At 60.8% G+C, this 23,724-nt stretch carries 21 protein-coding genes and 1 pseudogene; 8 read left to right on the top strand and 14 right to left on the bottom strand.

The window, feature by feature from the left end; genetic code table 11:
• Positions 1-7: 7 nt before the first annotated feature.
• Genes WBK23_RS15140 through WBK23_RS15115 form a run of 6 tightly spaced genes read right to left on the bottom strand, consistent with a single transcriptional unit; the run spans position 8 to position 5,196 of the window.
• On the bottom strand, positions 8-661 hold the full coding sequence (locus tag WBK23_RS15140) for an HAD family hydrolase (protein WP_424484756.1): 654 nt from the start codon (positions 659-661) through the stop codon (positions 8-10).
• Complete coding sequence (locus WBK23_RS15135) at positions 661-1,650, bottom strand: ABC transporter ATP-binding protein (protein ID WP_424484755.1); 990 nt, start codon at positions 1,648-1,650, stop codon at positions 661-663. The genes WBK23_RS15140 and WBK23_RS15135 overlap by 1 nt, the downstream gene beginning before the upstream one ends.
• Positions 1,647-2,444, bottom strand: coding sequence for an ABC transporter permease (locus WBK23_RS15130; protein ID WP_424484754.1), 798 nt, complete (start codon positions 2,442-2,444; stop codon positions 1,647-1,649). The genes WBK23_RS15135 and WBK23_RS15130 overlap by 4 nt, the downstream gene beginning before the upstream one ends.
• Positions 2,431-3,276: an ABC transporter permease gene (locus tag WBK23_RS15125; RefSeq protein WP_424484753.1), complete on the bottom strand. Its 846-nt coding sequence runs from the start codon at positions 3,274-3,276 to the stop codon at positions 2,431-2,433. Before WBK23_RS15125 ends, WBK23_RS15130 begins: the two co-directional genes overlap by 14 nt.
• Positions 3,273-4,079: an alkaline phosphatase family protein gene (locus tag WBK23_RS15120; protein WP_424484752.1), complete on the bottom strand. Its 807-nt coding sequence runs from the start codon at positions 4,077-4,079 to the stop codon at positions 3,273-3,275. The genes WBK23_RS15125 and WBK23_RS15120 overlap by 4 nt, the downstream gene beginning before the upstream one ends.
• A 58-nt stretch (positions 4,080-4,137) precedes the next feature.
• Positions 4,138-5,196: an ABC transporter substrate-binding protein gene (locus WBK23_RS15115; RefSeq protein WP_424484751.1), complete on the bottom strand. Its 1,059-nt coding sequence runs from the start codon at positions 5,194-5,196 to the stop codon at positions 4,138-4,140.
• A gap of 344 nt (positions 5,197-5,540) precedes the next feature.
• Here WBK23_RS15115 and WBK23_RS15110 point away from each other — a divergent pair, with 344 nt between their 5' ends.
• Entirely contained in the window at positions 5,541-6,257 is a 717-nt protein-coding gene (locus WBK23_RS15110; protein WP_424484750.1) for a UTRA domain-containing protein, read from the top strand.
• Between the two features lie 7 nt (positions 6,258-6,264).
• On the opposite strand, the gene WBK23_RS15105 is transcribed toward WBK23_RS15110, so the two are convergent.
• Positions 6,265-7,065, bottom strand: a complete 801-nt coding sequence (locus WBK23_RS15105) for an MBL fold metallo-hydrolase (RefSeq protein ID WP_424484749.1) — start codon at positions 7,063-7,065, stop codon at positions 6,265-6,267.
• 84 nt (positions 7,066-7,149) lie between these two features.
• Here WBK23_RS15105 and WBK23_RS15100 point away from each other — a divergent pair, with 84 nt between their 5' ends.
• Entirely contained in the window at positions 7,150-8,112 is a 963-nt protein-coding gene (locus WBK23_RS15100) for a GlxA family transcriptional regulator (protein ID WP_424484748.1), read from the top strand.
• A gap of 22 nt (positions 8,113-8,134) precedes the next feature.
• Here the strand turns inward: WBK23_RS15100 and WBK23_RS15095 are convergent, their stop codons facing one another.
• The 4 genes and pseudogenes from WBK23_RS15095 to WBK23_RS15080 all read right to left on the bottom strand — a co-directional run.
• Positions 8,135-9,424 carry a M18 family aminopeptidase gene (locus tag WBK23_RS15095; RefSeq protein WP_424484747.1) on the bottom strand — a complete coding sequence of 430 codons (1,290 nt, stop codon included), beginning with the start codon at positions 9,422-9,424 and terminating at the stop codon, positions 8,135-8,137.
• A 72-nt stretch (positions 9,425-9,496) separates the two neighbouring features.
• Complete coding sequence (locus tag WBK23_RS15090; RefSeq protein WP_424484746.1) at positions 9,497-10,207, bottom strand: 4'-phosphopantetheinyl transferase family protein; 711 nt, start codon at positions 10,205-10,207, stop codon at positions 9,497-9,499.
• Between the two features lie 264 nt (positions 10,208-10,471).
• Entirely contained in the window at positions 10,472-11,470 is a 999-nt protein-coding gene (locus WBK23_RS15085; RefSeq protein WP_424484745.1) for an alpha/beta hydrolase, read from the bottom strand.
• Positions 11,471-11,560: 90 nt separating this feature from the next.
• Positions 11,561-11,785: pseudogene (locus WBK23_RS15080) on the bottom strand (NapC/NirT family cytochrome c); the annotation flags it as partial.
• A gap of 259 nt (positions 11,786-12,044) precedes the next feature.
• Between WBK23_RS15080 and WBK23_RS15075 the strand changes: the two are divergent.
• From WBK23_RS15075 to WBK23_RS15065, 3 genes are all read left to right on the top strand, one after another.
• Entirely contained in the window at positions 12,045-12,650 is a 606-nt protein-coding gene (locus WBK23_RS15075; protein ID WP_424484744.1) for a hypothetical protein, read from the top strand.
• A gap of 202 nt (positions 12,651-12,852) precedes the next feature.
• The gene (locus tag WBK23_RS15070; RefSeq protein WP_424484743.1) at positions 12,853-13,530 is read left to right on the top strand and encodes a response regulator; all 678 of its coding nucleotides are present in this window, start codon (positions 12,853-12,855) and stop codon (positions 13,528-13,530) included.
• Positions 13,530-14,912 carry an ATP-binding protein gene (locus tag WBK23_RS15065; RefSeq protein WP_424484742.1) on the top strand — a complete coding sequence of 461 codons (1,383 nt, stop codon included), beginning with the start codon at positions 13,530-13,532 and terminating at the stop codon, positions 14,910-14,912. The genes WBK23_RS15070 and WBK23_RS15065 overlap by 1 nt, the downstream gene beginning before the upstream one ends.
• Before the next feature lie 172 nt (positions 14,913-15,084).
• On the opposite strand, the gene WBK23_RS15060 is transcribed toward WBK23_RS15065, so the two are convergent.
• The 3 genes from WBK23_RS15060 to WBK23_RS15050 all read right to left on the bottom strand — a co-directional run bounded on the left by WBK23_RS15060 (position 15,085) and on the right by WBK23_RS15050 (position 18,936).
• On the bottom strand, positions 15,085-15,459 hold the full coding sequence (locus WBK23_RS15060; protein ID WP_424484741.1) for a hypothetical protein: 375 nt from the start codon (positions 15,457-15,459) through the stop codon (positions 15,085-15,087).
• Positions 15,460-16,511: 1,052 nt separating this feature from the next.
• Positions 16,512-17,699 (bottom strand): hypothetical protein, encoded by a 1,188-nt coding sequence (locus WBK23_RS15055; RefSeq protein ID WP_424484740.1) that lies wholly within the window; start codon positions 17,697-17,699, stop codon positions 16,512-16,514.
• Positions 17,700-17,937: 238 nt separating this feature from the next.
• The gene (locus WBK23_RS15050; protein WP_424484739.1) at positions 17,938-18,936 is read right to left on the bottom strand and encodes an AraC family transcriptional regulator; all 999 of its coding nucleotides are present in this window, start codon (positions 18,934-18,936) and stop codon (positions 17,938-17,940) included.
• Between the two features lie 354 nt (positions 18,937-19,290).
• Here WBK23_RS15050 and WBK23_RS15045 point away from each other — a divergent pair, with 354 nt between their 5' ends.
• The 3 genes from WBK23_RS15045 (at position 19,291) to WBK23_RS15035 (ending at position 23,689) form a co-directional block, all read left to right on the top strand.
• Positions 19,291-20,607 (top strand): dicarboxylate/amino acid:cation symporter, encoded by a 1,317-nt coding sequence (locus WBK23_RS15045; protein WP_424484738.1) that lies wholly within the window; start codon positions 19,291-19,293, stop codon positions 20,605-20,607.
• Between the two features lie 207 nt (positions 20,608-20,814).
• Positions 20,815-21,954 carry an acyl-CoA dehydrogenase family protein gene (locus WBK23_RS15040; RefSeq protein ID WP_424484737.1) on the top strand — a complete coding sequence of 380 codons (1,140 nt, stop codon included), beginning with the start codon at positions 20,815-20,817 and terminating at the stop codon, positions 21,952-21,954.
• 97 nt (positions 21,955-22,051) lie between these two features.
• Positions 22,052-23,689, top strand: a complete 1,638-nt coding sequence (locus WBK23_RS15035) for an AMP-binding protein (RefSeq protein WP_424484736.1) — start codon at positions 22,052-22,054, stop codon at positions 23,687-23,689.
• Positions 23,690-23,724: the final 35 nt, after the last annotated feature.

Below are 23,724 nucleotides of genomic sequence, written 5' to 3'. Positions count from 1 at the left end.
AGATCAATCAGCGCCAGCTGAGGATCGGCCAGCCGGTCTGCTCGGCATACTGCAGCAGGGTGGGGTCGGGGTTGACCACATGGGGCTTGGCGACCACTTGCAGCAGCGGCAGGTCATTGCGTGAGTCGGAGTAGAAGTAGGCCCCGTCGAGGCTTTCGCCTTGTTCTTGCAGCCAATCCTGTAGGCGGCTGACCTTGCCTTCGCGGTAGGTCAGCACGCCCTGAGTACGGCCGCTGTAGTGGCCGTGTTGGATTTCCAGGTCGATGGCCAGCACTTCCTCAATCTTTAGACGCGCGGCGACGGCGCTGACCAGGAAATGCGCCGAAGCGGAAATTACCAGCACCCGGTCACCGGCGGCGCGGTGATGGGCCAGGCAGCGGGTGGCGTCGCTGTAGAAGATCGGCTCGATCACGTCCTCGACAAACGGCTCGACCACATGGGCAACTTCCTCGGGTGTGCGCCCGACCAGGGGCGACAGGGTGAAGGCCATATAGTCTTCCATGGCCAGGCTGCCGGCGGCGTACTGGCGCATCAGCTCCTGTTCATGGGCTAGAAAACTCTCGCCATCGGCCCAGCCGAGCTTGACCATTTCCTGGGTCCACAGGCTGGCACAGTCGCCGCCGATCAGGGTTTCATCCAGGTCGAAAATTGCCAGGGCCATCAGGCCACCTCACAAATAGCGTTGTCTTCAATATTCAGGTTGATCTGCTGGCCTCGGGCATGCAGGTCGGCCGGCGAGCGGTTGAGCACGTCCACCAGCAGTTCGACGCCGCGCGCCTCGATGCGGTAACGGATCACGTTGCCGAGCAGGCGATGGCTGCAAATCTGCCCCTGGATGCTGCCGTGTGCGCCAATCTGGATGGCCTCCGGGCGAATCGCCACGCGGCTGCTGATCGGCCGTAGCAGCAGACGGCTGGCGGCGTCGGCGTCGAGCAGGTTGTAGTTGCCGATAAAGCCGGCGGCGAAGGCATCCACTGGGGCGCTGTAGAGGGTTTCTGCGTCGCCGCTCTGGACGATCTTGCCGGCGTTCATCAGGAAGATCCGGTCGCTCATGACCAGGGCTTCTTCCTGATCATGGGTGACGAAGATGGTGGTCAGGCCCAGCTCCTGCTGGATGCTGCGAATCTGTTCGCGCAGGTGCTTGCGAATCCGTGCATCCAGCGCCGACAGCGGCTCGTCGAGCAGCAGCAGGCGCGGGCGGGTCACCAACGAGCGAGCCAAGGCCACGCGCTGGCACTGGCCGCCGGACAGTTGGTGCGGATAACGACCTGCGAAGTCATTGAGCTCGACCAGTTCCAACACCTCCTTGACCCGCTGCTCGGCTTCGCTGCCGTCGACCTTCTGCATGCGCAGACCGAACGCCACGTTCTGCGCCACGCTCATATTGGGGAACAGCGCATAGCTCTGGAACACCATGCCGATGCCGCGCTTCTGCGGGGCGACGGGCACCAGGTCCTGGCCGTCGAGGATGATCTGCCCACCATTCACCCCAGTCAGCCCGGCAATGCAGCGCAGCAGGGTGGACTTGCCGCAGCCGGACGGACCGAGCAGGGTGATGAACTCGCCCTTGCCGATTTCACAATCGATCTCGCTGAAGATCGGGGTGCTGCCGTAGCTTTTATGCAGGCCGCGGATGCTCAGGTAACTCATGGTCTGTCCTTGTTCAGGCGAGTGGCTGCCCAGGTGAAGATCAGCACGAAGAAGAAGTAGGAAATCACCAGCGCGCTGTTGAAGTGGCCGCTGCTGTTTTTCATGTTGTTGAGGTACACCTGTAGGGTTTCGTAGCGAGTGCCGACCAGCAGGTTGGCGAACACGAACTCACCGAACAGGAAGCTGAACGAGAGAAACAGCGAGACCATCAGGCCCTTGCGCAGGTTGGGCAGGATCACCAGGAAGGCGGCCTGCCAGGTACTGGCACCGAGCAGTTGCGCGGAGTCCATCAGGTCGCGCAGGTTGATCGCCTGCAGGTTGTTGGTGATCGCCCGGTACATAAACGGCAGGGCTACGGTGAAGTAGCAGCCGATCAGAATCCATGGCGTGCCGACCATTGCCAGTGGCCCGGAGCCGTAGACCTGCAGCAGGCCCACCGAGGACACCACCGGCGGCACGGCGAACGGCAGCAAAATCAAGATGTTCATCAGGCCGTCGAGTTTGGGGAAGTGGTAATGCACCACAAACAGCAGCGGCAGGATCAACACGGTGGCCAACAGCAGGGAGCCGAAACACACCAGCAGCGACTGGCCGAAGGCCGCGAGGAAACGCGGATCGCTCCACAGCGCCACGTACCACTTGAAGGTCAGGCCGGACGGCAGAATGGTCGCTGACCAACTGGTGGACAGCGAGTAGAGCAGGGTGCCGGCCAGCGGTAATAGTAGGATCAGGAACAACAGCCAGACCACCACGCGGTGGTACAGCGCTGCCGGTGCAGCATCAGCGTGCGACATGGTAGCTCCTCTTTAGCAGCCACTGGTGCGCGGCGGTGATCACCACCATCAGGCCCACCAACACCATCGCCAGGGCGCTGGCCATGTCCGGGTTGAGGCTGATATCGCCGGCGACCATGGCGGCGATGCGGATCGGCAGTACGTTGAAATTACCGGTGGTAAGCGCATACACCGTGGCGTAGGCGCCGAGGGCATTGGCCAGGAGGATGACGAAGGTGCCGAGCAGCGCCGGGGTCAGTACCGGAATGCCGATATGTCGCCAGAAGTCCCAGGTGCCTGCGCCGAGCAGCGCCGCTGACTCACGCCAGTCCTCGCGCAGGGCGTCGAAGGCTGGGTAGAGCAGCAGCACGCCGAGGGGAATCTGGAAGTAGGTGTAGAGCACAATCAGCCCGGTCTTGGAGTACAGGTTGAAGTCCTCGATCACTCCGGCCTGCTTGAGCAGCAGGGTCAGCGCGCCGTTGAAGCCGAGAATGATGATAAAGGCGAAGGCCAGCGGCACCCCGGCGAAGTTGCTGGTCATGTTGGAGAAGGCCATGACGAAGTCGCGCAGCTTCGAGTCGACCTGGCGCAGCGAGTAGCTGCCGAGCACGGCGATGACGATGCCGAACAGGCTCGACCAGAAGGCGATCTGCAGGCTGTGCTTGATCGCTTGCAGGTAGAACTTGGAGCTGAAGATCTTCTGGTAATTGCCCAGCCCCCAGGCATCGCCGACGCTCAGACTGTGCACCGCCACCCATGCCAATGGGGCGATCTGGAAGGCAATAAAGAAGATCGCGAAGGGCAGCAGGCACAGCAGTGCCAGCCACTTGCCGCGGGGTTTGCTTGCCGTCACTTGAGCAGTTCCTTGCACCAGGGTTTGTCATGCGCGGCACCGAGCAGGGCACAGATGGTGCCGCACAATTCGGTCTGGCGTGGCTGCGCGTTGCCATCCAGGCTGAAGGCGCTGCCAGCAACGAACAACGGTACTTCGCGCTCTTCCGGCAGCAGGCCGTTGTGCGAGCGGTCGTTGTTCATGCCGTGGTCGGCAGTCACCAGCACCTGGTAGCCAGCATCCAGCCAGCGCTGCAGGTATTCGGCCAACAGCAGGTCGGCGTGGCGCGCGCTGTTGCGGTATTGCGGCGAGTCCAGGCCATGTTTGTGGCCGGCGTCGTCGATATTCATCGGGTGCACCAGCAGGAAGTTCGGCTTGTGCTGCACGCGCAGGTGCTCGGCATCGGCGAACAGGTGCGAGTCCGGGTAGTGGTCGGCGTAATAGAAATGGCCATGCTGAATAGGCAAGGCGCTGTCGCTGGTATGGCGGTCGCGGGCCGCATCGAAGGGCGCGCGGTTATACAGCTCGCTCATCCAGTGATAGGCCGCCGCAGCGGTGGAAAGACCGGCAGCACGGGCGTAGTGGAAGATGCTGCGCTGGTTGGACAGGCGCACCACATCGTTGTGCACGATGCCGCTGTCGATCGGCGCTACGCCGGTCATGATGCATTCGTAGAGGGGGCGGGACAGCGAGGGCAGCTCGCACTCGAGCTTGTACAGCGCAGCGCGGCCAGCGCCGCAGTAGGCCTGCAGATGGCCCAGCGCATGGCGGGCCACCTCGTAGTTCAGGCCATCCAGTACCACCAGGATGACGTTGTGTTTCATCGAGCGATTTCCTTGAGCAAAAACACAGCCCGGCGAGCGCCGGGCTGTGGGCGAGCGTTTATTGCATTTCGATGATCACATTTTCCTGCCACAGCTGTGGCAGTGCTTTCGCGGTGGCTTCCCAGGCGGCTGGGTCCTTGATCGGCTGAACCTTGGCGTACTGCGCGTTCGGCAGCAGCTTAGCCTGCACTTCAGCTGGCAGGGTCAGGTGTTCGGCGCGGATCGGCCGGGCGTTGCCCTTGGCCAGGTTGATTTGCCCGGCGTCGCTCAAGATGTACTCACGCGCCAGCTTGGCGGCGTTAGGATTCTTGGCGTACTTGTTGATCACCGTGGTGTAGCCGGAGATCACCGAACCGTCGGATGGGATCAGCACTTCGAAGCGGCTCGGGTCGATCTGGTCGCGGTAGGACAGGCCGTTGAAGTCCCAGACGATGCCGACTTCCACTTCGCCTTTTTCCAGGGTCTGGATGGTCGGGTTGGACAGGCCCAGGCGGCCCTGCTTGGCGATCTCGGCGAAGAAGTCCAGGCCCGGCTGGATGTTCTTCTCGTTGCCGCCGTTGGCGATGGATGCGGCCAGTACGCCGTTGACGGCCTGGGCCGCGGCGCTGACGTCACCGATGGCGACCTTGTACTTGCCCTTCTTCAGGTCGGCCCAGGACTGCGGTACATCCTTGACCAGCTGCTTGTTGACGATAAAGGCGATGGAGCCGGTGTAGGCCAGCATCCAGTGGCCGTCAGCGTCCTTGGCCCAGGTTGGAATCTGTTCCCAGGTGCTGGGTTTGTAGGCTTGGGTAACACCCTGCTGCACGGCGATGGGGCCAAAGGCCGCGCCGACGTCGCCGATATCGGCGGTGGCGTTGTCTTTCTCAGCGGCGAACTTGGCGATTTCCTGGGCCGAACTCATGTCGGTGTCCATGTGTTTGAGGCCGTAGACTTTGCCCAGGTCGACCCAGGTGTCCTTCCAGTTGGCCCAGCTGTCGGGCATGCCCACGCTGTTCACCGCGCCTTCTGCGCGTGCGGCTTGTTCCAGCGCTTTCAAGTCCGTTCCAGCCGCCATGGCGGAGGTTGCCAGGGCGATAGCCGAGCCCATCAGTGAAGCCAGCAGCAATTGTTTCATTGGAAACTCCTTTGCGATGAGGGTGCGTGCGGTGAAAAAGTCTGGTCTAGATCAGCAAGACTTACGCCAATTTAGGCTGCTTTGATTACATTTTTATGTACATTCACCCTCCACTGGCCGACAACTAGCGCTGCGGATGGCTGATCAGCAAGCGTAGACCATCCATAAACCGGCGATTAACCACTGGCAAAGCCCGGTTTTGCCGATTGATAGATGGGTCGAAAGATTTTTGTCACGGCTCGGTCATCAAGACTGCTTAAACTTGAAACATGCTTTTCGAGCCGTTGCCTGCAGCGGTTTCTGCCCCGGAATGGGGCTGGACTAGTCCAAAAATGGAGGTCTTGATGCGCGATGAAGCGCCGCGGGCGGTCACGGCGATCTGCCGGGCATTGGAAGAACAGATCGAGCACGGTCTTTTGCCTTCGGGCAGCCAGCTGCCGGCCGAGCGCAAGCTCAGCGAGGTATTCGATACCACCCGGATTACCCTGCGTGAGGCGCTCAGTCAGCTGGAAGCCCAAGGCCTGATCTATCGTGAGGAGCGCCGCGGCTGGTTTGTCTCGCCGCCACGCCTGGCCTACAACCCGCTGGTGCGCAGCCACTTCCACGCCATGGTGGGCGAGCAGGGCCGGGTGCCGGCCACCGAAGTGCTGAGCGCGCGGCTGATGCCGGCCAGCGCCGAGATCTGCCAACTGTTGGCCTTGCCGGCGCTGTCCAGCGTTTACCAGATCCGTCGTGCGCGGCGTATCGACGGCCGTCTGGTGCTGTATGTCGAGCACTACCTCAACCCGAATTACTTCGCCGGCATTCTCGATTTCGACCTGACCCGTTCGCTGACCGAGTTGTACGCCAGCGAGTACGGCATTCACTACGGCCGGGTGCGTTTCGATATGGTGCCGACGGCCTTGCACAGCGAAGCCGCGTCGGCCTTGAAGGTGGCGGTGGGCAGCCCGGCGCTGCGCATCGTGCGGATCAACCGTGATCAGCACGGTCGGCTGATCGATTGCGACCTGGAGTTCTGGCGCCACGACGCCCTGCATGTGAGCGTCGAAGTGCCAGAGTGATGGCTGCTTAAGCTACTACTTGCCTTTGCAAGGTTGGCAAGAACTCCAGGGTTTCGCCATCCAGCGGGACGCGCAGGCGCTCGCTGAGTCCCCGGCGAGTGGCCTCTTGCAGCAAACCGGCGCGGGTTACCGGGCAATGATCGAGGGCCTCCAGGTGGTTGGCGACCACGATGCCGCTGCTGAGCTGCAGCGCGGCGAGAATATCGGCCTGGCCCATGATGATCTCGCCACCCAGATCGAAACGCGCGCCGCCTGCCGGTAGCACGCTCACCTTCGGTACCCATTGCGTCAGGCACTGGCGAACGTCGGCGGTGAGTAGGGTGTCGCCGGCGATGTAGAGGCTGGGTTCGCCTGCTATCTGAATAAAGTAACCATGTCCATGGGCCATCATTCGGCCGACAAAGCCCTCGCCATGCAGGCAGGGAATGGGTTGAACGCTGCCGCCGAAGAAGGGGCTGGTCATCTGCTCGGGCAGCACCTGGTGGACATTGAGCCGGAGCTTGCGCAGATAGTCCGCGTCTTCGGTCATGCAGATGATCGGCAGCTGGCGCTCGCGCAGCCAGCGCACGCCGGCCCGGTCGAGGTGGTCGAAATGGCCCTTCTGGCAGTGGGTGATCAGGCAGTGGGTCACGCGCTGCAGGTGTTCGCTGGCGTTGTCCGGTAGTTCGACCAGCGGATTGCGCCGACGCCGGGCAAGGTACTTGAGCGCCGGCAGCTGGCCCTGGGCGGCCAGCATCGGGTCGACCAGCAGGCGAACCTCGCCGAATTCGATGATCAGGGTGGCATTGCGCAGTTGGGTGATTTTCATGGCGACCTCCGGGGTAGGAGCGGCCATTGTAAAAATCCATCTGCGGGATAAAGATGGCAGGAATTGCCATAAATAGGACATTTCATGCCTGCGCAGAAGATCGGCCTGTTGCTGTATCCCGGGTGCATGCCGGCCGGTCTATTTGCCTTCGCCGATCTGTTGACCGCGGCCAATCGGCGTGCGGGTGAACAGCGCTTTGAGTTGTGCTGGGTGGGCCTGGATAGTGCGCCGGTCGACTGTACCCAGGGCATGCGCTTGCAGCCGCAGAGCAGTCTGGCGCAGGCCGCGTGCAGCGCCGTGCTGATTCCCGGGTTGTGGGCGGATTCGGAAGCGATGATCGCCCAAGCGCTGGAGGACAACCGTGGGCTGATTCGGGCGCTGAGTCAGTTGCCGCGCACCACACGGCTGTGGAGCTACTGCACCGGTGTGTGCCTGCTGGCGCAGAGCGGGCGTTTGCACGGTGAACGCGCGACGGCCACCTGGTGGCTGGCGTCCAGCCTGCAGGCGCGTTTCCCTCAGGTGAGTTGGCAGTTCGAGCAGACCCAGGTGAGCAATCGCCTGACTGCCACGGCCTCCGGCGTCAGCGGTTACCTGGCGATCGCGCGGACGCTGATTGAGGAGCAACTGGGAGAGGTGGTCTATCGCGAGATCGCCACGCTGATGGTGTTGCCGCGTCCGGAGTCGGCGACGCCGGTGTTTCGTTCAGTCGGCCTGATGCTGCAGACAGAGCCGTTGCTGCGCAGGTTGCATCTATTGGTAGAGCAGCTGCCGGCGCAGCAGCTCAGTGTGCAGCGGCTCGCCGATGAACTGGCGGTATCCGCGCGGACCCTGGCGCGTCAGGTAAAGGCGCTGACCGGGCTGGCGGTGGCCGATCAGGTGCGCCTGATCAAGCTCAACCAGGCCGGCGAGCGGCTGATCCTGACGGCCGATTCGATCAGCCGGATCAGCGACTCACTGGGTTACGGCGATGAGTCGAGCTTTCGCCGCACCTTCAAGCACGTGACCGGCCTGACCCCGGCGGCCTACCGGCAGCAGTACAAGCGCTAGCTGGCAGACAGCTGGGGAATGATCAAGGCAGTTCGGCGCTGGCGTAGAAGGCCGTGAGGACTTTCACCAGATGCGCCAGGTCGTGGCTGCCGGCCAGTTCGCGGATTGAGTGCATGGCGAAGGTCGGCAAGCCGATATCCACGGTGCGCACGCCCAGCTGGCTGGCGGTGATCGGGCCGATGGTCGAGCCGCAACCCATGTCGCTGCGGGTGACGAAGCTCTGCACCGGCACTTCATTTTCCAGGCACAGATGACGGAAAAAACCGGCGGTTTCGCTGTTGGTGGCGTAGCGCTGGTTGCTGTTGATCTTGATCACCGGGCCGGCGTTGAGCTTGGGGCCGTGGTTCTGGTCATGCTTGTCGGCATAGTTGGGGTGCACACCGTGGGCGTTGTCGGCCGAGACCAGCAGCGAGCGCTGGATGGTGCGCACGAAGGCGTCGCCGTCCGGCAGCACGCGGCGCAGTACCTGTTCGAGCATCGGGCCGTCGGCACCGCAAGCCGAGCAGGAACCGACTTCCTCGTGGTCGGTGCAGACCAATACGCAGCTTTCTTCATCCGGCGCCGCCAGCAGCGCCTGCAGCCCGGCGTAGCAGGACAGCAGGTTGTCCAGCCGCGCGCCGGCAATAAAGTCGCTATTCAGGCCAATCACCGCCGCGCTCTGGGTGTCGTAGAAGCTCAGTTCGTAATCGAGCACCGCATCGGCGCTGAAGTCGTGTTCGCGGGCCAGTTGATCGGTGATCAGTGCGCGGAAATCGGCCGGTTCATCGCCGGATATCTGCGCGAGGATTGGCGGCAGCTCGATCTGCTGGTTGATCGCCCAGCCCTGGTTGGCCTCACGGTTGAGGTGAATGGCCAGGTTGGGAATGATCGCAATCGGCTTCTGGAAGTCGATCAGCTGGCTTTCCACCTTGCCGTCGCGGCGGTAGGTCACCCGACCGGCTAGTGACAGGTCGCGGTCGAACCAGGGCGCCAGCAATGCGCCGCCGTACACCTCAACACCGAGCTGGAAAAAGCCCTGTTGCTGCAGTTCCGGTTGCGGTTTGACCCGCAGGCATGGGCTGTCGGTGTGCGCGCCAACCAGACGGATACCGCCTTCCAGCGGCGCGCGCTTGCCAAGCTTGAAGGCGATGATCGAGGAGTCGTTGCGCGTCACGTAATAGCGGCCGCCGGCCTCGGTGTGCCAGCTGGCGCGCTCGTCCAGGTGCTGAAAACCGGCCGCCTCAAGGCGTTGAGCCAGGCTGGCGGTGGCATGAAAAGGGGTCGGCGAGGCCTTGAGGAACTCGATCAGGCCTTGATTCAAATCTTCGCGCATAGGGCACTCCAGGCGGCAATCGGCCGAGTTTAGCGGATTTGCCTAGGGCTTTGGGCGGCTGCGCTCGACAGATCAGCGCGGGATGCTGACCAGGCTCAGCAGATAACCGTCGAATTCGACAAATTGGCCGGCCAGTTCGCTGCCGGCTGGCCAATCCGCGTGCAGGTCAATCAACAGGCGCATACGCACTTTGTTGTCGGCGTCGACGCTGAGCAGTTCGGCATCCTGGAAATAGAAGTGGCGCAATACCAGCGGGTAGAGCGCCTTGAACAGGCTTTCCTTGAGCGAGAAGGTCAGGCTGATGCGCTGGGCGCGCTGTTCGGCAGGCAAGGCTTCGAGGCGAAACAGTTCGGCCGGGGTGAGGATTTCCCCGGCCAGGCGCTCGGCGCGGTTGGCCGGCATGATCTGTTCGATATCCAGGCCCAGGCCGCGCCAGTCGGTGCTGTGACCCACCAATGCGCCGGCCCAGCCGCTGCCGTGGGTGATCGAGCCGAGCGTACCGACGGGCCACTGCGGCGCGCGATCAGGGCCGACTGCCGGCACGGCGAAAATGCCGCTAAGGCGTTGCAGCGCGGTGCGGGCGCACAGGCGACCGGCCAGGTATTCCGCCTGGCGTTTGGCCACACCGGTAATCGGCGGGACGGCGCAGCGGCTGAAGTCATCGGCGTGCAAGAGGGCTGGATCAAAGCGGGTGCTGATCAGCTGCACATTGGCCAGCCGCTGCGGCAGCGGCCAGTGGTCACTTAGCGGGGCGCAGCAGGCGGGCAGGTAGGCTGTATTCATGGGCGCATTCTGCCGCGTGCATGCGCCATCGACCAGCCGGATACGCCGTTTACATTTCTTTGCAAAGCGGCAACAAAGCTAAACGCAGTGGCCGAGGTTTTTTTGCCACACTGCGGCATGCGCTTCCATGGAGGCGCAGGTGAGGTTGTAGCGGGTGCATGCGTGAGGCTTGTACCTGCATTTCTCTGAGAATGAGTGCGGGAGCCCAATTGGGCTCCCGTTTTTTTATGGCCGCATTTTCTGCCTGCCGCTCTACGCCTGGGGCTATTTGCCTACCAGGCTTAAACGCCTACTCCCTGATATGGGCGCACGAGCGGCGATGATGCTGCGGTCCAGGTCGCCCTTGAGGGTTTCGAACAGGTCGCGGGTGAACACGCGGTTGCCGATGTACCAAGAGTGATCCTCGCTGCCGAGAAAATCCTGTGGCTGGTCGCGGGCCTGCATGGCTTTATCGCTGAGCAGTAGCTGATGGTAGGCGGTGCAATCGATATCGGCTGTCGAGTCCGGTGCGTTATCCGGCAAGCCCACTCGGCCCGCGCGTGGCGCGACGCCTGCACGTTTGACGTTGGACAGTTTCAGCACGCTGTCGCCCAAGCTGAAGTAGTTGGTCAGGCGCGTGCAATGGCGGTACAGCGAGTCGCTGCTGGCATGCCCCAGGCTCAACGATGAGGCCGAGATATCGGCTCCGATAAAGCACAGCTGGCTGATCATCCAGCTGTTGTTTTCCAGCCGTGCATCGTCGGCATCGTCGAAGGCCTCGCGAACCACGTAGGTGCCCATGGAGTGGGCAAGAATATGGGTGTTTACCGCGCAATCCGGAGTCTGTTTGGCCGCCAGCAGGGCGATCAGGTCGGTAACCAGCTGCATGGCGCTGAGTTTGGCGTCGTGGCGGTCTTCCAGGTAGCCGACGGTCTTGTTGTCGCTGGGCCAGTCGAACGACACCACTGCGCCTTTCCAACCCAGCGCGGCGAGGTCGGCCTTGAGCCGGCGGTGGCGTTTGAGCACGTCGGGGGCGCTGTTGTTGTAGCCATGTACGTACACCAGAATGTCGCCGCGCTCCGCGCCGGTGCGCTCATCCGTGCCCCAGATCGCTTCGGCCAGTAACTGCTGCAGCCAGGCCTTGACCCAGGTGTCACCCATGCGCCCGTGTTTGGGGTTGGGCTCTTTGGCATCCGGCGGTACCAGCAGCATGTGTGAGGGGCCGGGTTCGGCCTCGAACTCGGCTTGTTTGACCCGACGGGCGCTGACCACGAAATCGTTCATCGTCGACTACTCCTTATCTACTAGGGAAGTGGCTCCAAGCGATGCGGCCGACGAGCTGGCTGGCGTATCTGAGCCTATGGGTTTATCTCTTCACCAGCCTGGCACCCCGCTCATGTCCGGTAGCTTGTGGGCGATGCCCTTGTGGCAGTCGATGCAGGTGGCTGCGCCGCTGGCCAGGGCGGTGGAGTGCATCTGCCGGGCGCGCTGGCCCTGGCGGGTGAAGCCCATAAACTCGAAGTTGTGGCAGTTGTGGCATTCCAGCGAGTCGTTGGCCTTGAGCCGTGCCCACTCGTGTTCGGCGTGTCGCGGTTGGTGGCAGGCATCTCAGCTGACTCCATTCATGCGTAGCAGTCAGGCTAGACCCTACAAGCAATAGGGACAAAAACATTGAGCTGAATCATGACAAGCGGCTTTTTCTCGCCGCCGCCGGAGAGTGGCCGGGCTCTGCCGGCAGAGGGGCTGCCGTGCACCGGGTTCAGTTCAGGTTCAGCAAGGGTTCAGTGGGCGTTCAGCTCGGGGTAGGCAACATGGACCTCGAGTTAAGCAACACCGACTAACCACTGAGGACCGCACCATGAACCACACGCTGAGCAAACTGGCCCTGGCCACTTCCCTGACCTTCGCCGCTGTGGCCGCCAACGCCGCCGACAACTTCGCCGGCCTGACCTGGGGCCAGACCGACAACAACATCCAGAAATCCAGGGCACTCAACAGCAACCTGAACAGCCCGAAGCTCGACAAGGTAATCAATGACAGCGCCACCTGGGGTGTGCGCGCCGGCCAGGTCAGCGATGCCGATCGTTATTACCTGAGCTACGAGAATGTCTCGGACACCTACAGCGGCCTCAAGCTGCGTCAGCAGAACCTGCTCGGCAGCTACGATGTGTTCCTGCCGGTGGGCGACTACAACACCAAGCTGTTTGGCGGGGCCACGGCCGGCCTGGTCAAGCTGGAGCAGGAGAGCAAAGGCTTCAAGCGTGACAGCGATATCGGCTATGCCCTCGGCCTGCAGGCTGGCATTCTGCAAGACATCAACCGCAATGCCTCGATCGAGGCGGGCTACCGTTACCTGCGCACCAGTGCCAGCACCGAAATGGCCGCGCATGGCGCAGGCAAGGCCGGCTCGCTGGACCTGCACAGCAGCGGCCAGCTGTACCTGGGTGCCAACTACAAATTCTAAGAACCAGCCTCGGATCTGCTGCGCGTCGGCCAAACTGCGTTGAAAACGGCCTCGGAATGCTCATTTACAACTCGTAAACTGCGCTTCCTCGGCCGTTTTCGCCTTGTTTGACTCTAGCTCGCGAGACCCGAGACCGGCTCTAACCATCAGGTAGGCCGCAAGGGCCGGGCAACATGCCCGGCCGCTTTATTGGAGGTAAAGGATGAAATTGCTGGTCGTGGAAGATGAAGCGCTGCTGCGCCACCACCTCTACAGTCGCCTTGGCGAGCAGGGCCATGTGGTCGATGCGGTGGCCAATGCCGAGGAAGCGCTGTACCGCGTTAGCGAGTACAACCATGACCTGGCGGTGATCGACCTCGGCCTGCCAGGCATGAGCGGCCTGGACCTGATTCGCCATCTACGCAGCCAGGACAAGAGCTTCCCCATTCTGATTCTGACCGCCCGTGGCAACTGGCAGGACAAGGTCGAAGGCCTGGCTGCCGGTGCCGATGATTACGTGGTCAAGCCGTTCCAGTTCGAGGAACTGGACGCGCGCCTGAACGCACTGCTGCGCCGCTCTTCGGGGTTTACCCAGGCGACCATCGCCGCCGGGCCCTTGCTGCTCGACCTCAATCGCAAGCAGGCGCAGCTCGACGGCCAGGGGCTGGCCCTGACGGCCTTCGAGTACCGCATTCTCGAATACCTGATGCGCCACCAGCAGCAAGTGGTGCCCAAGGAGCGGCTGATCGAGCAGCTCTATCCGGATGACGACGAGCGCGATCCGAATGTGATCGAAGTGCTGGTCGGTCGGCTGCGCCGCAAGCTGGAAGGGCCGCAGGGCTTCAAGCCAATCGAAACCGTGCGCGGCCAGGGCTACCTGTTTACCGAGCGCTGCCGATGATGCCCCATCCGCAAGAGCCGCTTGTACGGGTGCCTCGACGTGGCGCTTCGCTGCGCCTGCGCTTGATGCTCGGCACGGCGGTATTGGCCGTGCTGTTTATGCTGGCGCTACTCCCGGCGTTGCGCGGAGCCTTTGTGATTGCCCTGGAGCAGTCGATTGAACAGCGCCTGGCGTCCGATGCGGCGGCCCTGGTGTCCGCCGCGCGCACTGACAACGGCCGGTTGACGATGCCCGACAAACTGCCGGGTGATGAGTTCGACAGCCTGGAAGCCAAGCTGCTGGGCTTTATCTATGACCGTCAGGGCAAGTTGGTTTGGCAGTCGCGCTCGTCCCTGGATGAAAGCGTCGACTACCAGCCGCGCTACGACGGCCGTGGCCATGAGTTTGTGCGCATGACCGATCGCCACGGCCGCGAGTTCTTCGTCTACGACGCGGAAGTCGACCTGCTGCGCGGCCAGAGCGCCGCGTTCAGCGTGGTCACCATGCAACCGGCCAGCGATTACCAGGCTATGCATGATGGCTTTATGCGCCAGCTCTACCTGTGGCTCGGCGGCGCGCTGCTGGTGCTACTGGGCTTGCTGTGGTTCGGCCTGACCTGGGGCTTTCGCAGCCTGCGCGGGCTTAGCGCCGAACTCGATCAGGTCGAGGCCGGTACACGCCAGGGCCTTAGCGAAGACCACCCCCGTGAACTGCTGCGCCTGACCGGCTCGCTCAACCGCCTGCTCGACAGCGAACGCCAACAGCGCGAGCGTTATCGCCACTCCCTGGACGACCTGGCGCACAGCCTGAAAACGCCCCTGGCGGTGCTGCAAAGCGTCGGTGAAGTGATCGCCACCCAGCCGCACAACCGCGAGCAGTCGCAGGTGTTGCAACAGCAGATCGAACGCATGAGCCAGCAGATCGGCTACCAGTTGCAGCGCGCCAGCCTGCGCAAAAGCGGCCTGGTTCGCCACAGCGCACACCTGGCTCCCTTGCTCGATACGCTCTGCGCTGCGCTGGACAAGGTCTATCGCGACAAGCAGGTGCATGTGCAGCGCGACTTTGCCACGGAGCAGCAGCTACCCATGGAGCAGGGCGCGCTGCTGGAACTGCTTGGCAACCTGCTGGAAAACGCCTACCGCCTATGCCTTGGGCAGATACGCGTCAGCGTCAGGCAGCAGGGCAATGTGCTCGAACTGTGCGTGGAAGATGACGGCCCGGGCGTGCCGGCCGACCAGCGCGAACGCATCCTGCGCCGAGGCGAACGCCTGGACGCCCAGCATCCGGGGCAGGGCATTGGCACTGCGGTGGTCAAGGACATTATTGAGAGTTATGGCGGGGGGTTGCTGCTGGAGGATTCGGCGTTGGGTGGGGCGAGTTTTCGCGTTCGCCTGAGCGACTGAGGTATGGCAGCCCGTAGGATGGGTTGAGCGCAGCGATCCCATGCTGCCGCTGTGATGGCTGTCATCGCTGTGCGATTCGACCCATCCTACGAGCTTCGGAGACGAATAAATTCGTCCCCTTTTTCTTTCAGTTCTGCCTCGTATGGCTATCGAGGCAGGAACCAGCAACGGCTTAGCCGTTCTGTTTTTCGAGCATTTCTTTCGTCACGTCTTCCATGGCAGAAACGCATTCCTCATGGCTGACCCTATCGAAGCTGATGAACTTCCATGTGTCATCCACCTTGAGCAAGAGAGCCTGCAGGTCGCCGGTCTCCTGGCCATTGGTACCCATGGTGTTCACCGTCTGGCAGGCACCGAGATCGTTGACCTCGGTGAACTCGCCAAACTTGTAGACGTCTTTGGCGAGAAGGTTGTCGATAACCACCTGCTGTACATCCGACTCGGCGGAGTCACAGCCTGAAATGACCGTGGCAATAGCGGCCACGAGGCAATATTTCGCCAGAGCCATGGAAGCAAACTTCGATTTTTTCTCAGACACGATAGTCATGCTGCAATCATCCTTGTTGACAGAAATAGAGAGGGGCTGGAGCTGCCTAGAATCCTACGGCCGCATGGCACGATGGCAGTTTTGCAGGGCGCTTACAAGCTGGCCGATTTGGCAAGTGGAACTCTGTCACAGCATGTGTGCGAGCGCAGGGTGAGGGCCGGAATAGTAAGGTAAATACTGATTTTTGAGTCAGTAGGATGGGTTGAACGAAGCGATGCCCATGCCGGCCGATGTGATGCGTGTCATCGCTGTGCGACTCGACCCGCCCCGTTCTGCTAGTGGGCTGCGTGGTTGCAGCTCAGAGCAAATCAAAAGCAAAAAGCAAAAAGCAAAGGTATAACGCCGACCTTGTAGGAGGGGCTTTAGCCGCGAGCTTTGCTGTTTTTTATTTTATTCGGGTTTTGCGGCAAGTTTATTAGCGTGGTGATTTTGGGTTTGGGTTTCGCCCCTTACGGGCGAGTCACTTTTTCCAGTCGCGGAAAAAGTAACCAAAAATGCTTGCCCCGACATCCGGCCCTGCCTGCGGCAGGGTACGTTCACGCCATCATTGCTCCAGGGGCCCGCCGCGAAGGGCCATCCCTGGCCCATCGCGGCTCTCGCGGCATCCATGCCGCTCAACCCCTTACGCAACGATTCTGTTCACCCTCCTGAAGGGGCGTTTGGCGTCGTCTGTAAGTGCGTGGTTTAAGAGCAAAAGCTCAGACGCTGTGGACTTTAACTTTGTAGAAATCTCGCAAGCGCGCGTCCGGGGCCCGTCAGGAGGCCGAGTGGAGGTGCTGTGTAGAGGGGCGTTTGGCATGGATGCCAAACGAGGAACGATGGGCCAGGGATGGCCCACCGTGACGACCCTCGGAACAGCACCGGAGCGAGGGAAGTTGAGCGAAGCGAAACCCGGATGTCGGGTGTGCTTTCTCTTTGGTTACTTTCTCTTTGCACAAGCAAAGAGAAAGTAACTCGCCGTAAAGGCGAAATCAGTAGAAATAGGCGACGGAGAAAATAAGCCGGTCCCCTTTTTCTACTGACGACGGAGTTCCGGATATATGCCTAGTTCGCTAAATCGAAGGTTCGATTTTAATATTTAGCTTGCGAAGCTCCTCGATAAACATCCGAGGAGACCACCCTTTCAGCAGACCGCTAAGGGCATACTCGTCTACAAGATCGAAACCTATGTCAGCTGCAGGTGCCACGAGTGCGCCGATCGTTCCACCGACCGCTAGCCCGACTGGCCCTGCAATTGCACCTACTCCAGCACCAGCGAGAGCCATGACTGTCGTTTTAGTGAGTTTTCCAGCGTGGCTATCAAAGAAGCCCTTCTTGTTTGCTATTGCGTCAATATAAGCTTTTGAAATTTCGCTGAGCTCGTTGTTTTCGACGGTCTCGTCAAGCCAGGAGCGGAATTTTCTAGTGTTTTTATTGCTTCTTATTTTTACAGCCTGTCTAAGAGGAGTGCTTATGTTGGAATAGACTTTCCTCAGGTCGGGGAAGTTTTCAATTTCAATTATTTTTGAGAATGCTTCGGGGTGATTTATTTTTATTATCTTGTTTATACATTCGTTAAGTAAGATGTGACCGCCAACGCTGTCGGTTGAAGTTAGTTTCGCGTTTGTTATGTGCTTGTATTCGAGCAGTTCTTCGGCGCACTTGGATAGTTTTTCTTTCAAATGGCTTGGGAGTTGGTATATGTCGTGTATTTCTTTGTCTAATCCGAGCTTAGAAAGCTTGTTGGAGTCGAAAGCTGATAGGACATAGTCTTTGGAGTTGTGTTCTATGTTGTCCTCTGCGTGCTCGTACAGATATCTGATCTTTCTAATTAAAGTTTTTCGTTCTTTTTTATTTAACTTCTGTGCGAGCGCATTGAGTCCTAGTGAAATTGATTCCTCGGGGTCGTTGTGAGCCTTTGAACTACGGCGCCCAGATGCCAGTGGATACACTCCAGGTATATTTTCAACGAAATGTAGAATCATTGGGGTCCAGTGAGTGAATCGCAGCGCTTCTTGATCTATTAGTTCTTCAATCCCTTTAGTTCCTATTTCTGTAGCTAGAATCGCGAGCGGGATATTTTCTCCGACTACTTTAAAATTAATGGTGTTAAAGAGAAGCATGCTTTCAAAAATTGATGCTTTTATAGCTTCGAAACGTTGCGGGAAAAGCATGATGTCTTCGCGGGTAGGTTGATATTGCCCTTTTAACAAAAACTTATGGCTAAACTCATTTGGTTTTGTGAGGTATGCCGTGCTCATTGACCCTTCCCTTTTCTCAAATACGGCTGCAATTCTTCTTGATTTTCAAGCCTGAACTGAATTCGTTCGTGCAAGCAATATGGCTTTCTACTAATGGACACTTAACCTAGGCAGAAGCGCTCTTTCTCCATTTGATTCCTGAGATCAAGCGAGGTGCGCCAGGATTTGATCGGGGATCAATTCAACGTCGGTACCGGTGGAGCCGTGCTGCTCGAGGTGGCTGTATTGCACCTCAGCCTCACCCTTCCTGCGCCCGATAAGCCCCCGGCGTCAGTCCCGTCCATTTCTTAAACGCTCGATGAAACGCCGACGGTTCGGAGAACCCCAGCTGCTCAGCAATATCCTGAATCGCCAGCTCATCACGCCCCAGGTGATAAATCGCCAGGTCGCGGCGCAGGTGGTCTTTGAGTTCCTGAAAACTCGACCCTTCCTCGCGTAAATGGCGGCGCAGGGTCTGCGGGCTCATATGCAGTTGCTGGGCGACGGCATCCAGGTCCGGCCAGTTGCTGCAGTCGCGGCCGAGCAGGCGGCGGATCTGGCTGATCAGGCTGTCGCCGCCATCCGGGCGGGCCAGTAGGTCGGCGGGGGAGTGTTGGAGGAATTGCTTGAGGGTGCGTTCGTCCTGCAGCAGCGGCATGCTCAGGTAGCGGGCGTGGAACAGCAGGCTGGTGCTACCTGCACCAAAGCGCCGGGTGCCGGGGAACAGCAGTTCGTATTCGCCGGCATGCGCGGGTTGGCTGTAGGTAAAGGTGGCTTCTTCCAGGCGGATGCGTTGGCCGATCAGCCAGCTGCCGAGGCGATGCCAGATCACCAGCAGGCTTTCCACCAGGAAATGATCCGGGTCCAACAGGGTCGAGTCGTCCACGCTCAGCCGCGCCCAGTCGCCTTCGCGTTGAATGCTGATGGCCGGTGCTTCGGGGAACAGGCTGTAGAACAGCGCGCCACGGCCCAGGGCTTTTTCCAGCGAATGGCAGTGGATGATCGCGTAACACATCATGGCGAAGGTGCCGCGTTTGCTGCGCATGCGGCCAAAGCCCAGGTATTCGTCGTCGAGGCTTTCCCACAGCAGTTGCATCAGGCGGGCGAATTGCTCGGGGGCGATGCGTGCGCGTGGCTCTTCGAGCAGGGCCGGTTGAATCCCCAGTTGGCGCAGTAGCGCACCGCAGTCGTGGCCCTGGCGCTCGGCCCCACGCAAGGCGGCGCGGACAAAATGGCTGGCGATGGTGCGTTCGCGCATGGGGTTCGCTCATATAGGAAGGCGGGCCGATGGTAGACATGCGAGCGCCTGTGTCACAAGCAGGCCCTTCGGTTTGACCGTTGCAAGCGCTGGGGGATATCCGCCAACGGCGATGGCTTGAGCGTGCGGGAATCCGCCAGATCACCTCTTCAGGTTTCTGATTAAATTTTTATATCTATGAATTATAAGGATTTTTAGTGTTTTTAAAAAATGGCACAAGGCTTGCGATAGGCGTTGTAAGGCTGCGCTGGACGCACCTACAACAAGTCCCCTCAGTTAAGGGGGGTTAGCGCTTATTAGGGTGCTGCGGGTGTCGATGGATGATGCGCCGCAACACCGCTGAGGATCTCTGCCATGACCGCCACGACGCTCGACGCTGCCCGTCAACCGTTCTACAAAATGCTCTATGTTCAGGTGCTGGCTGCCATCACCATCGGTATTTTGCTCGGCCACTTCTACCCGGAAACCGGTGTTGCCCTCAAACCCCTGGGTGACGGCTTCGTCAAGCTGATCAAGATGGTTATCGCGCCCATCATCTTCTGCACCGTGGTCAGCGGCATCGCCGGCATGCAGGACATGAAAACGGTCGGCAAGACCGGCGGTTATGCGCTGCTGTACTTCGAAATCGTCTCCACCATTGCTCTGCTGATCGGCTTGATCGTCGTCAACCTGGTTGAGCCGGGCGCGGGCATGCACATCGATGCCAGCACCCTGGATGCCAGCAAGATCGCCGCCTACGCCCAGGCTGGCGAAGCGCAGAGCACCATTGGTTTTCTGCTGAATGTGATCCCGTCCACGGTGGTCGGTGCCTTCGCCAATGGCGACATTCTCCAGGTGCTGTTCTTCTCGGTGATCTTCGCCTTCGCCCTGCAGCGCATGGGTGAATTGGGCCGCCCGGTGCTGGAATTTATCGAGCGCATTGCCCAGGTGATGTTCGGCATCATCAACATGATCATGAAGCTCGCGCCCATCGGTGCCTTCGGTGCCATGGCCTTCACCATCGGCCAGTACGGTGTCGGTTCGCTGGTGCAGCTGGGTCAGCTGATGATCTGCTTCTATATCACCTGCGTGTTCTTCATCCTGGTGGTGCTTGGCGGTATTGCCCGCGCCCATGGCTTCAGCATTCTCAAGTTCATCAAGTACATCCGCGAAGAGCTGATGATCGTGCTCGGCACCTCGTCGTCCGAGTCGGCGCTGCCGCGCATGCTCGACAAGATGGAGAAGCTCGGCGCGAAGAAGTCGGTGGTCGGTCTGGTAATCCCAACCGGTTACTCGTTCAACCTCGACGGCACCTCGATCTACCTGACCATGGCTGCGGTGTTTATCGCCCAGGCCACCGATACGCCGATGGATATCGGTCACCAGATCACCCTGTTGCTGGTGTTGTTGGTGGCGTCCAAGGGCGCGGCCGGGGTGACGGGCAGCGGCTTTATCGTGCTGGCCGCGACCCTGTCTGCCGTTGGCCATCTGCCGGTTGCCGGCCTGGCGCTGATTCTCGGCATCGACCGCTTTATGTCCGAAGCCCGCGCGCTGACCAACCTGATCGGTAACGGCGTAGCCACCATCGTGGTCGCCAAGTGGTGCAAGGAGCTGGATGAAGACACCCTGCAGCGTGAGCTGGCTTCGGGCGGTAAAGCCCAGCCGGTTGCCGCCAGTTCCAGCCTGAGCTGACCTGTTTTTTGCCCTGCGTATAGCAGGTGTTTGAGCCCGCCTTTTGGCGGGCTTTTTTATGCCCTGTCATCCCTGGCGGCCACCCAGCGGGTGTCGCGTCAGGGCGATGACCGAATGGGTCAATCAAGCCTGAGCGCATGCGTCATTGAGGCGGCGGGGTGCGCCGCCTACGCTGCGGGACGACTTCAGCTCAGGGAGCACACCCGCATGCAGCGCAATATCTTCGACACCGAACACAACATGTTCCGCGACGCGTTCGCCGCCTTTCTGAAAAAGGAAGTGGTGCCGCATCAGGACGAATGGGAAGCGGCCGGCGTGGTCAGCCGCGAGGTGTGGAAGAAGGCCGGCGATATGGGCTTTTTGCTGCCCTGGGCGGATGAAGAGTACGGCGGTGCCGGGCTCAAGGACTTCCGTTACGAGCAGATCATGTGCGAGGAGCTGGCCAAGATTAACGAGCCGGGCTTTATGCTGCCGCTGCACTCGGCCCTGTGCGGCCCCTATATCGCCGAGTACGGCAATGCCGAGCAGAAGGCGCGCTTTATGCCGGGCATTATCAGCGGCGAGCTGATTCTCGCGGTGGCTATGACCGAACCGAGCGCCGGTTCCGACCTGGCCGGCATGCGTACCAGCGCGGTGGATCAGGGTGATCACTACGTGCTCAACGGCTCCAAGGTGTTTATCTCCAACGGCCTGCTGGCCGATGTGGTGATCGTCGCGGCCAAGACGGATCCTGCCAACAAGCACGCCATGGGTCTGTTTCTGGTCGAGCGCGGGATGGAAGGTTTCGAGCGCGGCAAGAACCTGGAAAAGCTCGGCATGAAGAGCCAGGACACCGCCGAGCTGTTCTTCAACAACGTCAAGGTGCCCAAGGAAAACCTGCTGGGCGATGCCAAGGGCGGCTTCTTCTACCTGATGAATATGCTCGCCCAGGAGCGCCTGACCAATGCCTGTGGCGCGGTGGCCGGGGCCGAGGCGGCGCTGCAGACCACCATCGACTACGTGAAGGAGCGCAAGGCCTTCGACCGGCCGATCTCGCACTTTCAGAACACCCGCTTCAAACTGGCGGAAATGCGTACCCAGATCGACGTGGCCCAGGTGTTCGTCGACCGCTGCGTGCTGGACCACAACGAGAAGAAGCTCACCCCGGAAGTCGCTGCCGAGGCCAAGCTGTTTACCACCGAACTGCTCGGCAAGGTGGTCGACGAAGGCGTGCAGCTGCACGGCGGCTGGGGTTATATGTGGGAATACCCGATCTGCAAGATGTACGCGAACGCGCGCATCCAGCGCATCTTCGCCGGCACCTCGGAGATCATGAAAGAGATCATCAGCCGCGGGATGAAACTCTAAACCAGGCCCGGTTACACTCGGCCGACCGATGGTCCCGGCCCTCAACCGGTCGGGTTTATTCGGTATCGAGTCAAAACAATAAAAAAGAGGGCGGCATATGACGGATCAACTGCCCCTGGAGCGCTTCGCGCTCTGGGTCGAGAAGCGCCCGGATGCGGTCTGGCTCAGCCAGCCGGTCAACGGGCAATGGCATGACTTCACCTGGGCGCAGGTCGATGACCAGGCGCGGCGCATGGCCAGTGCCTTGCACGCCCTGGGTTGCGCGCCGGGTGAGCGGGTCGCGCTGCTGGCAAAGAACTGCGCCGAGTGGTTTATCGCCGACCTGGCGATCATGCTCGCCGGGCTGATCAGCGTGCCGTTGTACCCGCTGCAATCGGCCGAGAGCATCGATTACGTGCTGCGCCATGCGCAGTGCAAGGCGATCTTCCTTGGCAAACTGGATGAGCCGGAAAAATTCGCCGCCGGTATTCCCGCCGAGGTACTGCGCATCGCCATGCCGTACCCGACGCTGCCAGCCGAACATGGCTGGGCGCAGCTGTTGGCCGCGCATCAGCCGTTGCGCGAAGGCCACCCGCAATCGCCGGATGAGTTGCTGAGCATCCTCTATACCTCCGGCACCACCGGCCAGCCCAAGGGCGTGATGCTTTCGGCCAAGGCGTTTGCGGTTGCCGGCGGGCGCTCGGTGAAGGAGTTGCAGATCACCGAGCAGGATCAGTTCTTCTCCTATCTGCCGCTGTCGCATGCCGCCGAGCGTTTTCTGGTCGAGATGAACAGCCTGTTCAGCGGCGCTCCCGTGGCCTTTGTCGAATCCCTGGAGACCTTTGCCCGCGACCTCAAGCGTGTACGGCCAACGGTGTTCTTCTCCGTGCCCCGGCTGTGGACGCGCTTCCAGCAGGGCGTGCTGGAGAAACTGCCGCAGGCCAAGTTGGGCCGCTTGCTGCGCATTCCTCTGTTGGGCGGTTTGGTGGCTCGCAAGATCCGCAAGGGCCTGGGCCTGGATCGCACGCGCATTCTGGTCAGCGGCGCGGCGGCTATTCCGCGTTCCTTGCTCGACTGGTACCAGAGCATCGGCATGACCATCTGCGAGGGCTATGGCATGACCGAGCACCTGGCCTATGGCTGTTTCAACCGACCGGGGCAGGTGCGTTTCGGCACCGTGGGCCGGCCCATGCCGGGCAATGAGCTGCGCATTGCCGAGAACGGCGAAATTCTCCTGCGCTGCCCGAGCCTGATGCTGGGCTATTACCTGGACCCGGAGAAAACCGCCGAAACCATCAGTGACGGCTGGCTGCACACCGGTGACAAGGGCGAGGTGGATGCGGCCGGTTACCTGAAAATCACCGGGCGGGTGAAGGACATCTTCAAGACCAGCAAGGGCAAGTACATTGCCCCGGCGCCGATTGAAGGCGAAATCGCCAAGAACCTCTGGGTCGAGCAGGTGTGCCTGATGGGCAGCAACCTGGACCAGCCGCTGGCGCTGATCGAACTGTCGCCGACGGCCCGTGCGCAGCCGCGCGAACAGCTGGCGCGGGACTTGGAACAGACCCGCCAGCAACTCAATGGCCAGTTGCAGGCCCATGAGCGCGTCAGCCATTTCCTTTTGGTGCGTGATGCCTGGACGGTGGACAACGGCTGCATGACGCCGACCATGAAAATCCGCCGCAATGTACTGGAGGCGCGCTTTGCCGAGGAACTGCACAAGCTCGACGCCAAACAGCCGCTGCATTGGCAATAGCTGAACTGCGATGGGTTGAGCACAGCGATACCCAT

The sequence above is a fragment of the Pseudomonas sp. genome (assembly GCF_049653025.1).
GTDB lineage: Bacteria > Pseudomonadota > Gammaproteobacteria > Pseudomonadales > Pseudomonadaceae > Aquipseudomonas.
This window is presented reverse-complemented; position numbering and strand designations above follow the sequence as displayed.